The 12,237-nt window shown below is 62.6% G+C and carries 7 protein-coding genes and 1 pseudogene; 4 read left to right on the plus strand and 4 right to left on the minus strand.

What is annotated here, in order from left to right:
- Window positions 1–448 precede the first annotated feature (448 nt).
- The 3 genes from HV796_RS28970 to HV796_RS28980 form a co-directional block, all read right to left on the minus strand.
- On the minus strand, window positions 449–2,650 hold the full coding sequence (locus tag HV796_RS28970) for a TonB-dependent receptor (protein ID WP_175230317.1): 2,202 nt from the start codon (window positions 2,648–2,650) through the stop codon (window positions 449–451).
- A gap of 414 nt (window positions 2,651–3,064) precedes the next feature.
- A complete protein-coding gene (locus tag HV796_RS28975) occupies window positions 3,065–4,528 on the minus strand; it encodes a GntP family permease (RefSeq protein WP_175230320.1) in 1,464 nt (487 codons plus the stop codon).
- The gene (locus HV796_RS28980) at window positions 4,525–5,583 is read right to left on the minus strand and encodes a patatin-like phospholipase family protein (protein ID WP_175230325.1); all 1,059 of its coding nucleotides are present in this window, start codon (window positions 5,581–5,583) and stop codon (window positions 4,525–4,527) included. The genes HV796_RS28975 and HV796_RS28980 overlap by 4 nt, the downstream gene beginning before the upstream one ends.
- A gap of 319 nt (window positions 5,584–5,902) precedes the next feature.
- On the opposite strand from HV796_RS28980, the gene HV796_RS28985 reads away from it, so the two are divergent.
- Entirely contained in the window at window positions 5,903–7,279 is a 1,377-nt protein-coding gene (locus HV796_RS28985) for an aldehyde dehydrogenase family protein (protein WP_175230328.1), read from the plus strand.
- A 420-nt stretch (window positions 7,280–7,699) separates the two neighbouring features.
- Here HV796_RS28985 and HV796_RS28990 read toward each other — a convergent pair.
- Window positions 7,700–8,845, minus strand: a pseudogene (locus HV796_RS28990) (glycosyltransferase family 4 protein); the annotation flags it as partial.
- 618 nt (window positions 8,846–9,463) lie between these two features.
- On the opposite strand from HV796_RS28990, the gene gmd reads away from it, so the two are divergent.
- From gmd to HV796_RS29005, 3 genes are read left to right on the plus strand one after another with little or no spacing between them, the layout of a single operon-like run.
- Window positions 9,464–10,576: a GDP-mannose 4,6-dehydratase gene (gene gmd / locus HV796_RS28995; RefSeq protein WP_175230334.1), complete on the plus strand. Its 1,113-nt coding sequence runs from the start codon at window positions 9,464–9,466 to the stop codon at window positions 10,574–10,576.
- A 4-nt stretch (window positions 10,577–10,580) separates the two neighbouring features.
- Window positions 10,581–11,558: a GDP-L-fucose synthase gene (gene fcl, locus HV796_RS29000; RefSeq protein ID WP_175230336.1), complete on the plus strand. Its 978-nt coding sequence runs from the start codon at window positions 10,581–10,583 to the stop codon at window positions 11,556–11,558.
- Window positions 11,555–12,232 (plus strand): putative colanic acid biosynthesis acetyltransferase, encoded by a 678-nt coding sequence (locus tag HV796_RS29005; RefSeq protein WP_175230340.1) that lies wholly within the window; start codon window positions 11,555–11,557, stop codon window positions 12,230–12,232. Before fcl ends, HV796_RS29005 begins: the two co-directional genes overlap by 4 nt.
- The last annotated feature ends 5 nt before the right edge of the window (window positions 12,233–12,237 follow it).

The following is a 12,237-nucleotide window of genomic DNA, read 5'->3' on the forward strand; positions in this document are numbered from 1 at the left end:
GGCGATCGCTAAAACGGCGTACGCGCGCGAATCGCGCGCGTCGTGGTGTGAACGCGACCTTCACGGGGTTTATTCCAGTGCGTTGAAAATATTTTTGACAGGCCTGTCATCAGGCTTACGGTTTGCAAGTTCCACGTGCAAACGCGTGCGAATCCGGCCATGCCAAGGATCGACCGTGAACGCTAAAGCGGGAGCGAGCGCGGCTTCTCCGCGCTCGCGTGGCGAACACTTGTGTGGTCGTGAATGACCCGCTCAGATCGAGCGTGTGGGGTGGAATTGAAGTCCAGCCGGGCGGTAACGTTGTGTGCTCAACGTTCCGTTTTATATCGCGAGTCTGCGCTCCCGAAAAAGCTCACCTCTGCTTTGTTGCCGGTATTCGTCGGCAATCCGCGTCGCGCCCGCGATGCATTGAAACCGCCGCATCGCGGGCGAACCGTCACACTGCGCATCAGAAATCTGTCGTCACCGACAGCAGCAGCGCGCGCGGCGCGCCTTGCGTCAGATAGCCGCCGATGGTCGACTCCCAATATGACTTGTTCGCCACGTTCAGCACGCTCGCGCGGAACGTCGTCGGCTTGCCGAACACGACAGTCGCGTAACGCGCACCGAGGTCGAAGCGGTTCCATGCAGGAATCGACAACGTGTTCGTCGCATTCAGATACTGGGGGCCGGTGTGAATCCAGCGTGCGGTCAGCGTCAGACCGTTCACCATCGGCACGTCATATTCGCCACCGATGTTGAAGATGAAAGTCGGCACGCCGATCGGCCGGTTGCCGTCAGTCGCACCGTTTGCCGTATCCAGCTGCTGCGCGTTGATATACGTCGCGCCGGCGATCAGACGCACGCCTTTGTACGGCTCGCCATAAATCGACGCTTCGATGCCGCGGTGACGCTCGGTGCCATCGGCAACGAAGACATTCGAGCTGTTCGTGAACGTGAACGGCTCTTCGATCTGAAATGCCGCGAGCGACGCGCCGTATTTTTCGTTGTCGTACTTGACGCCCACTTCATACTGTTTCGTGCGAGCAGGCGGTAGCATTTGACCGAAGTTCGCCGCGGTCGACGGCGCCTGGGCGCCGGCCGCGAGCGCCTCGCTGTGATTCGCGAAGAACGCGACGTTCTGCCATGGCTTGACGACCAGACCGAACAGCGGCGTCGTCGCCGAGTCGTTGTACGCCTCGGTCTGCACGCCGGTGTAGTCGAAGTTATCCGCATGCAGCGACTGATGGCGCACGCCCACCGTGAACAGCACGCGATCGTTCAGGAAGCCGAGCGTGTCGGACACCGCGACGCTGCGCAACAAGGTCAGCGCGGTCGTCTGTGGGTGCGCCAGGTTGCCGCCTGAACCGATGGTCGGTGGAAAAGGCACTTGCGGCGTGTTGTAGAGGTCCGTTGGGAACGAACTGCTGAACGTGAACGCCGACTGCGCGTCGACTCGCACGATCGACGCACCCGCAGTGACGAAGTGCGTGACCGGACCCGTGCTGAAGTGGCCGCGCACACCCGCCTCCGCAGACGTACCGTCTTCCTGGTGAGGGACGCCCAGGCGCGACGCCGTCGTGCCGGTGTCGCTGAAGGTCGGCTGCGAATACTGACCCTGCTCGTTCGTATGACGTGCTCCGCCCGCGACATAAGCGGTCCAGCCCGGCACGAAGTCGTACTCCGCACGCAAAATGCCGACCGTGTCTTCGAGCGAACTGGACGTCCACGGTTGCGCATAGTTGTGCGTCGCGGACGGCGGCTCCGGCACGATGTCGCCGCTCACCAGCACCGTTGGCCGGCCATCGTCGATACGCTGGCGCTGATAGAGAAAATCGGCATACAGGCGCACTTTCTCGCCGCGCCAGTCGAGCGACACAGCCGTGGTGTTTTCGCGCCGGTGCTCGCCGTCGATACTGGTTTCGCCGTCGCGATTCGCCTGGTTCACGCGAATGCCGAACTGATCGTCGCTGCCGAAGCGCCGGCCGATATCGACGTGCGCGCCCAGTCCGCCCGAGCCCGTGCCTTCGAGCGTCACGCGAGTGAGCGGCTTGTCGTCGGCACGCTTCAACTGCAGATTGATGCCGCCGCCGATCGCGGAGCCCTGCGGCGACGCGCCGTTCAGAAACGAATTCGCCCCTTTGAACACGTCGACCCGTTCGAGCGCGTCGGTTGAAACCAGCTGACGCGGCGTGATGCCGTACAGGCCATTCAACGACACGTCGTCGCCGTCAAGCTGGAAACCGCGAATGATGAAAACCTGCGAAAAGTTGCCGAAGCCATAGGCGGTACGCACGGATGGATCGTTATCAAGCACGTCGGCAAGCGTGCGTGCCTGCTGGTCTTCGATCAGCTTCGACGTATACGTCGTCATGCTGAACGGCACGTCGATGTTTTTCTGCTGGCCAAGCACCCCGAAGTCGCCGCCGCGCGCGACCTGGCCGCCGCCGAAAGTGGGCGCCGGGTCGCCCGGCAACTGCGCCTTATCCGCCGACACGCGAACCGCGGGCAGCGTGCCATCCGCGGTTGGCGACGAGGTATCGGCAGATGATTGCGCATGGACAGCAGCGGGCAGGCTGAACGCCGCCGCAATGGCGGTAGCGATGGCGGTGGAGCGGGCGGCCGCTTTCACGGGTGCGGCCAGTTCGATGTGCAAACGGGAGACGGACATGGATGGACAAAAAGCGTGGTGGTGAGCTGGCGCGCGCGGTCAGGCATGCTGCCGAGGCGCTGGTTGGGTATTCGCTGCGGCACGCGTAACGTGTGATGTAAGCGTGTCGAAAAATTTGTAAATGCGAATTATACGCAAATGCGAATGATTGTTATTTGTTTTCGACGTGATGCGCGATGCGTTTTGCATTTACGCAACACTTCGTGGGCGCAGATGACGGGATGACGGCGGGAGGGGTACTGCGGGCTGCCGAAAGTTGGAAGTGCGAGAAGTCGGCATCGAAGCCGGCGGTGGCGGTGGCTCGTGACGTTCTGGAAGCTTGACGCCGTCGCCTGGCGCAGGGTCCAGCGGAATCAACGAGCGTGCGCCGATCAGAGAACCAGCGCCCCGCTCACGCGGCACGGAAACCGGGCACTAGAAGCTGCCGAAAAGCGAGCCCAGCACAATGACGACGGCCAGCGCAATCAACGCGCCGACTACGGCGACCACCACGATGTCCCGATAGCTTTGCTTATGCGTCGTGCCGCACACCGCCAGCAGCGTCACGACCGCGCCGTTGTGCGGCAGACTGTCGAGCGTGCCCGACGACATCACCGCGACGCGATGCAGTAGCGCGGGATCGATATGATGCGCCGCGGCCAGTTCCAGATACGTGTGTCCTAACGCGTCCAGCGCGATGGTCAGGCCACCGGACGCGGAACCCGTCAGCGCCGCAAGCAGATTCGTCGCGACCGCCAGCGACACGAGCGGCCCGCCGCCGATGCCGAGCACCCATTCGCGCACCGCTTCGAACGCGGGCAACGCCGCGATCACCGCGCCATAACCGACCAGACTGCCGACACTGAGCACCGGCAACACGGACGCATTCGCGCCCGCATCGACACTGGCGCGCAGCAACGGCAGCCGCGCACGGTTAAGCATGGCCAGCACCACGATCGCAACCGCCAGCGCGACCAGCACACCCCACACGCCGCTGACCGCGCCCAGCGTCGTGCTGCCCCAACGCGGCTCGCTCAGATACGATGCGTCGATACGCGGCAGGATCAGCACGTTCATCGCGAAGTTCAGGCCCACCACCACCACAAGCGGCACGATGGCGACGCCGAACGGCGGTCCACTTGCGCTGACGCTGCCGTGCTCAATCTCAGCCGGGTCGAACGATTGCGACACGGTCGCCCGCTCGCGCACCAGTTCCGCGTCATTCGCCGTCGGCGTTTCCGCGCCGAAGCCCTCACCTGCGCGCCGGGCCGCCGACTCCTCACGCGCGAGCCACCACAGACCGAACGCAATCATCACCGCGCTCGCGATCACGCCAAGGCCAGGCGCCGCAAACGGCGTGGTGCCGAAGAACGGCATCGGGATCGCGTTTTGTATGGCCGGCGTGCCGGGCAACGCGGACATCGTAAACGTCGACGTGCCGAGCGCGATGGCAGCCGGCATCAGCCGGCGCGGCACATTGGCGGACCGGAACAGCGCCTCGGCCATCGGCGCCAGCACGAAGAACGCGACGAACAGACTCACGCCGCCATACGTGACAATCGCGCCGCCGATCACCACCGCAAGCACCGCGCGGCGCGCACCGAGCTTTCTCATCATGTACTGCGCGATCGCGTCGACCGAACCGCTGTCTTCCATCAGCTTGCCGAATAGCGCGCCGAGCAGGAATAGCGGGAAGAACTGTGAGACGAAGCGTGCCGCGCTTCCCATAAAGGTCAGCGTCCAATGCGCGAGCACCGGTTCGCCAGACACGAGCGCGGCGAGCATCGCGGCCAGCGGCGCAAGCAACAGCACGCTCCAGCCGCGATACGCAAACCAGATCAGCGCAACCAGGCTCAACAGCATTCCGGCGAGGCCGATACCCAGCGTCATCGCGGTCATTGGAGCACTCCATCGAGCAGTGCGTCGAGGTCGAGCGACGAGCGCACGCCGAGCGCATCGCCATGCTGCTCCAGAAACGCTTGCGCGCTCTTGCGCCCTTCGTCACGCAGCATCGTGAGAAAGCGCCATTCGGCATTGAGCTTCGACGAGTAGCCAAGCGACGTCATCACCGGACTTGAAATGCGGTGGATGCGCATCGCCGCCCAACGTCGCCCTTCTTCGCTGCCGGCATCCGCGACCTTGTGCAGCAGCGCCATCATGCGCAATTCCTTCACCAGCGGCGCGTTGAAAGCAACCTCGTTCAGGCGGCTCACGATATCGCGCGCCGAACGTGGCGTTTCCGCACGCTCGACCGGATTCACCTGCACCAGCAACGTGTCGGTCGAATCGCATTCGCGAATCAGCGGCGTCATGGTCGGATTGCCGGCATAGCCGCCGTCCCAGTAGGCATCGCCGTCGATCACGATGGCCTGAAAGAGGGTCGGCAAACACGCGGACGCAAGCAGGACGTCCGGTGTCAGATCGGCGTTGCGAAACACGCGCCCCTGTCCGGTGCGCACGCACGTCGCGGTAATGAAGAGCTTGATGCGCGCCGCGCGCAGTGTGTCGAAGTCGATACTTTCGGCAAGAATGCGGCGCAACGGATTGAGCGGCGCGGGGCTCAGGTCGTAGGGGGACAGAACCCGCGCCATCATGTCGAGCGCGAGGAACACCGGGGAATGATCGAGCGTCCAGCGGCCGAGCAGGACGTCGAGCGGACTACGCCGGAATGGGCTGAAAAGCGCACCATCGGCGACACGCCGCCAGAACGATTCGAGCGCCTGTCGCGCTCCCGCCGCACCGCCCTGCGCCAGACCGCTGACCAGCACCGCCGCGTTCATCGCACCGGCCGACGTACCCGATATGCCCTCGATCTGTAAGCGCGGCTCTTCGAGCAACCGGTCGAGCACGCCCCATGTGAAAGCGCCGTGCGAACCGCCGCCCTGCAATGCCAGATCGATAAGCAATGGCGATTGATTGCCTGATGCCTGAAGAGGAACGGATGGATCAGTCATCGCGTCTCCGGATCGTCGCAGTATCACGAAGGGTATACGCGCGAGCGCTGAATGGTAAAGAAATCAATAGATACATGCGCGATGCACGTCAGACGATTCAGCGAGCATCAGCGAATCGGGCCGTCGCGCGCACGATCGAAGCCGATCACTAAGCCGATCGCTAAGCCGATCACTAAGCCGCTCCCGAAAACCCTCACCTGGACGCAACTTTGCGGCAACCCGCGTCATATCTGCAGCATGCGGGCGGAGCGATTAAGCTTCGCATCACGGGCTACGCTGGCAATTCCCCGAGAGGGGAACCTCAACCAAGGAGGTCAACATGATTGAAGTTGTCCAGGCATTCGACCGCGAACCGATCACGCAACTTCCGGGCGACGATGCCGCCGCGCTCGAGCGCAAACTCTCCACTGCGTCGAAGCGATTCAAGGACCGCAAAGGCTGGTTGAAACCGCATCAGCGTATCGACGTGCTGCGCAAGCTTGCGACGCTGATGGAAGCGAAGCGCGAGCACTTCGGCCGTCTGATCGCGCGCGAAGGCGGCAAGCCGTATACCGATGCGCTGATCGAGACGGACCGGGCAATCGATGGCGTGCGCAATGCGGCAGAACTACTACGTACCCGGGCCGGCGCGGAGATTCCGATGGGCCTCACGCCGGCGAGCGACAATCGCCGTGCGTGGACGATTGCCGAACCGATCGGCGTCGTCGCCGCGATCTCGGCCTTCAATCATCCGCTGAACCTGGTCGTGCATCAGGTCGCGCCTGCCATCGCCACCGGATGTCCGGTCATCGTGAAGCCCGCGAGCGCCACGCCATTGAATTGCTTCGAACTGGTCGATCTGGTCAACGAGGCCGGCATGCCGGAAGGCTGGGTGCAAACCTTTTTGCCGGAAGAACGCGGACTATCCGAGGCATTCGCGAGCGATGCGCGGATCGCCTTCCTCAGTTTCATCGGGTCCGCCCGCGTCGGCTGGCATTTGCGGTCGAAGCTCGCACCGGGTGCGCGTTGTGCGCTGGAGCACGGCGGGGTGGCGCCCGCGATAGTCGACCGGAGCGCGGACCTGGACCGGATCATCGACCCGATCGTCAAGGGTGGCTACTATCACGCGGGCCAGGTGTGTGTGTCGATCCAGCGCATCTATGTTCATGCGGACCTGCAGAAGGAATTCGTCGATCGCTTCGCCACGCGTGTGGCGGCTTTGCGAGTCGGCGACCCGGTTCAGTCCGAAACCGAAGTGGGACCGCTGATCACGCCCGCCGAATCGGCGCGTGTGGAGGGCTGGATCAACGAAGCGGTATCGGCAGGGGCGAAGCCGCTTGGCGGCGGCCGTCTCAGTGCAACGACGCTAAAGCCGGCCGTGCTCGTGAATCCACCGAAGGACGCGAAGGTCTCGACGCTCGAGGTGTTCGGTCCGCTGACCTGCGTGTATCCGTTCAACTCATTGACCGAAGCGATCGCCGAGGCCAATTCGCTGCCGGTCGCATTCCAGTCCAGCATTTTCACGCGCGATCTGGCCTCCGCGTTCGAAGCGGCCGAAGGGCTTGATGCATCGGCGGTGATGATCAACGACCATACCGCATTCCGCACGGACTGGATGCCGTTCGCGGGGCGGCATGAGTCCGGGTACGGCATCGGCGGCATTCCGTATACTGCTCATGAGATGACGGCCGAGAAGATGATCGTCTTCAAGATGTGATTTCCGTTCGCCGACGCGGGATCGGGTGCGGCAGCCGCGGCGTGCGCGGCTGCCGTTCGCGCAGCTCCCGAAAACGCTCACCTTTGCGCTGTTCGCGCTTTCGTCAGCGGCGTAGATCGTCCGTACACAGCCTGATGTTAATGGGAAAATTAGTTCGAATTAACCGTTCGGATTCCATAGTAAATCGACCTGCGTCCGTGACGCTCGGGTGAGAAATCATTCCTGTTTGCAGCCATCTATCAATCGGAAAGCGAGTCGTTCCTTCATGCTGACGGCGTTAACTGATAGGTGACGACTCCTACCGCACTACCATCTGCACCGACATCCGATGTCTCATCGCTGCCTGCCAAGCGTGAATTCCGTCACGGCTCCCGCAAACCCTCACCTTCGAAGCCCGCAGGCCGCCGCCGCGCCCGCCAGCGGCGCTTCGACGGGCGGCAGCGTCGAGTCCCGCAGCGCGGGGACCCTGGCGCGCACATGCGCGAAGAAACGCGTACGAAACAGCGCAGCCGAAAAACGCTCAGCATTCGCACGACAATCGGTAGGCGAAAAACACCCCGGATTCACGGCAAAACCTTCGACCGCTGCCACAATCGCGTCCACGGTCTGCTCGCCGAACAACACGCCGGTGGGGTGCGCGTCGGACAGGCCGCGCACCGTTTCGAGCGCGCCGCCCTTGCCGAACGCGATCACCGGTGTGCCGCACGCCTGCGCTTCGACCACTGAACTGCCGAAGTCCTCCTGGGCGGCGAACACGAACGCTTTCGCGCGCCGCATCCGGTCGAGCAGCACCGGGAACGGCTGATCGCCCATCACCTCGATGTTCGGCGCCGCCTTCGCGCGCACCTTGTGCATGTCCGGGCCGTCGCCGATCACGACGAGACGCCGCTCGGGCATCTTCGCGAACGCTTCGACGATCACGTCAACCTTCTTGTCCGGCACGAGCCGCGACGCGGTTAGATAAAAGTCTTCTTTCCGCGTATGCAGCGCGAAGCGTTCGACATCGACCGGCGGAAAAATCACGGCAGCGTCGCGCTGATAGGCCTTCCAGATCCGCCGCGCGGTGGACGTCGAGTTGGCGATGAACGAGTCGACCGAGTTGACGGTCGGGATATCCCAGGTACGGATATAGTGCAGCACGAGCCGCGCGAATGCGGCCTTGAGCCCGCTCGTGCGCTTCGCTTCGTTCAGATACTGCTGCTGCAGGTCCCACGCGTAGCGGATCGGCGAATGCACATAGCTGATATGCACCTGGTCAGGCCCGGTCACCACGCCCTTCGCGACCGCGACGCTGCTCGAGATCACGACGTCGTAAGCGGACAGATCGAACTGCTCGATCGCCAGCGGCATCAGCGGTAGATACGCGCGGTACTTTGCGCGCGCGCGCGGTAACTTCTGGATAAAGGTCGTCGTCACCGGTTTGCCGCGAATGAAGGACCGGTCTTCAAGAAAATCAACGAGCGCGAACAGGTCTGCGTCCGGAAAGCAGGCGATGATCTGCTCGAGCACGCGTTCGGCGTCCGCATACGTTACCAGCCAGTCGTGAACGATCGCGACGCGCACGGTATTGCATGCGTGCATGGCTGCGCCCGCAGTGCGCCCCGGCGACACGGGCCAACCGGGCGTCCCGATGTGCCCATTGCTCATGCGCCCTTCTCCGGATCGGGTGTCGCAGCCACGTCGAGCACGATCGGCCGCGCGTAGATGATTGACACATTCGTCAGGCTGCCCTTACCCATGCGCAATAGTGGTTCGCTTCAAGTGTTCGGCACGCCGCGAGCGCGTGGATGAGCGCCTTCGGCCCTCGATCAAAAAACAACGCGAAGAAGATGGCTCGACATACCGCCACCGACCTCGCCGTCGACAAGACCGGTTGGCAGATCGATGTAACGTTGCTCAATCTAAAGCACGGTCACGATTTGGCAAAGTTTAATTTGCAAACCCCTTCGGAATTTTTTGCGCAAATTCGTGATCTTGTTGCATGCTCAATTAACGGTTTATTTTTTAATTCGGAGCCTTACGTAAGGCCGGCTGTTCGAGCAGTTTCACCGCGCCAAACTACCGTTGCTATCCGCCAAAAAATTAAATGCGCTTGCGTAGTGTTTCGTCGGAGCGCTTTACTGCTCAAAGCGCTTTGCTGCTGTCACGCACCTCCACCATTCACTAGCCACTAGCGAGATATCAATGTCGAAGACCGCGTTGATCACGGGTATCACCGGCCAGGACGGTTCATACCTGGCAGAATTCCTCTTGTCGAAGGACTATATCGTTCACGGCATCAAGCGGCGCACTTCGCTGTTCAATACGGACCGCATCGATCACCTCTATCATGCCCCGCAGGAAGCGGATCGCCGCTTCATCCTGCACCACGGCGACATGACGGATTCGTCGAGCCTGATCCGCATCATCCAGGCCGTACAGCCTGACGAGATCTACAACCTCGCCGCGCAGAGCCATGTGGCGGTGTCGTTCGAGGAACCCGAATACACCGGCAATGCCGACGGCCTCGGTACGCTGCGCATCCTCGAGGCGATCCGCCTGCTCGGCCTCACGAAGAAGACGCGTTTCTACCAGGCGTCGACGTCCGAGCTCTACGGCAAGGTCCAGGAAATTCCGCAGAAGGAAACCACGCCGTTCTATCCGCGCAGCCCGTATGCGGTCGCGAAGATGTACGCGTACTGGATGACGGTCAACTATCGCGAAGCCTATGGCATGTACGCATGCAACGGCATCCTGTTCAACCACGAATCGCCGCTGCGCGGTGAGACCTTTGTCACGCGCAAGATCACGCGCGCGCTGGCGCGGATCTCGCTCGGCCTGCAAGACCGTCTCTATCTTGGCAATCTCGATTCGCTACGCGACTGGGGTCATGCGCGCGACTATGTCGAAATGCAATGGATGATGCTCCAGCAGGACAAGCCCGAAGACTTCGTGATCGCCACCGGCAAGCAGCATAGCGTGCGTGAGTTCGTCGACCTCGCGGCGCGCCATGTCGGCATGGAAATCAGCTGGGAAGGCAAGGGCGACAAGGAACGCGGCATCGTCTCGGACGTCAGCCTCGATCCGCGCGTGAAGATCGGCGATGTCGTTGTCGAAGTCGATCCGCGCTATTACCGCCCGACCGAAGTCGAGACGCTGCTCGGCGATCCGAGCAAGGCGAAGGAAAAACTCGGCTGGGAACCGCGCATCAGCTTCGAACAGCTCGTGCAGGAAATGACCCTCAGCGATCTGACCGAGGCCCGCAAGGACACGCTGGTTCATCAGCACGGCTTCCCGGTTTTCGAACGACAGGAGTAAGACCATGGTGCTTTCCAAACGCAAGCGCGTCTTTGTCGCGGGGCACCGCGGCATGGTCGGCTCCGCCATCGTGCGGCGACTTGAAGCCGACGGCAACGTCGACGTCGTCAAGCGCAGTTCGTCGGAGCTCGATCTCACGAATCAGTCGGCCGTTCGTGATTTCTTCAGTTCGCAGCGCATCGACCAGGTGTACCTGGCCGCGGCGCGCGTCGGCGGCATTCACGCGAACGATACCTACCCGGGCCAGTTCATCTACCGCAACCTGATGATCGAATCGAACGTGATTCACCAGGCCGTGCAGACGGGTATTCAACATTTGATGTTCCTGGGCTCGTCGTGCATCTATCCGAAGCACGCCCCCCAGCCGATCGTCGAGGAAGCCCTGCTGACCGGCCCGCTCGAGGAAACCAACGAGCCGTACGCGCTCGCGAAGATCGCGGGTATCAAGCTCTGCGAGTCGTATAACCGCCAGTATGGGGTCGACTTCCGCAGCCTGATGCCGACCAATCTCTACGGGCCCGGCGACAACTATCATCCGGTCAACAGTCACGTGATTCCCGCGCTGATCCGCCGCTTTCATGAGGCCAAGGAAAGCGGCGCGCAGAGCACGGTGCTCTGGGGCACGGGGCAGGTGCGCCGCGAGTTCCTGCATGTCGATGATCTCGCGACGGCCTGCGTGCTGACGATGAACGTGCCGAAGAACGTCTACTACTCGGTCGCTTCGCCGCGGTGTTCGCATCTGAACGTCGGATCGTCGACCGACTTCACGGTGCTCGAGATCGCGCAGATGGTCGCGCGTGTGGTCGGCTACACGGGCCGCATCGAGCACGATCTGTCCAAGCCGGACGGTACGCCGCGCAAGCTCATGAGCAGCGAAAAGCTGGCTTCGCTGGGTTGGGAGCCGCGCATCGGTCTTGAAGAAGGGCTGCGCGGCGCGTACGAAGCCTTTCTCGAGTCCGAGGCGTTGGTCGTCGTGCAATGAGCGTGCGGGGACAGGCGGTGAAAAGCGGCTGCGACACGTCCAGTCTGCACGCGTTTCGTGGCGTGCCGCCCGCGCCGCAGCCGCCGTCGGGCGCCGATGTCGAGACGATCACGGAGCCCGGGCGCTATCTGGACCTGTCCCTGTTCAAGGTGCCGGCCGGCTTTCGTGGCCGGTCGGGCTGGTACGTGCAGCTCTGGTGGATCGTGCAGGCCCTGCTGTTCCGGCCGTCGCCGCAGATCGCCTATGGCTGGCGGCGCATGCTGCTGCGATGCTTTGGCGCACAGGTCGGCGTCGGCGCGATTATCCGGCCGACGGTCCGCGTGACCTATCCGTGGAAAGTCACGATCGGCGATCACGCATGGATCGGTGACGACGTCACGCTGTATTCACTTGGCCCGATCGACATCGGCGCCCATTCGGTCGTTTCGCAAAAGTCGTATATCTGCGCGGGCGACCATGACTACGAGTCAGTTGATTTCGCGATTCGTGGCCGGCCCGTGCGGATCGGCACACAGGTCTGGATCGCCTCGGATGTCTTTGTCGCGCCCGGTGTGACGATCGCCGATGGTGTCGTCGTAGGCGCACGCAGCACGGTGGTGCGCTCGTTGCAGAAAGGGTTTGTCTACGTGGGCAACCCTGCGCGGCCAGTGAAGCCACGCAAAGCGAACGTGTGACGTCG

The organism is Paraburkholderia humisilvae, assembly GCF_902859855.1.
GTDB lineage: Bacteria > Pseudomonadota > Gammaproteobacteria > Burkholderiales > Burkholderiaceae > Paraburkholderia > Paraburkholderia humisilvae.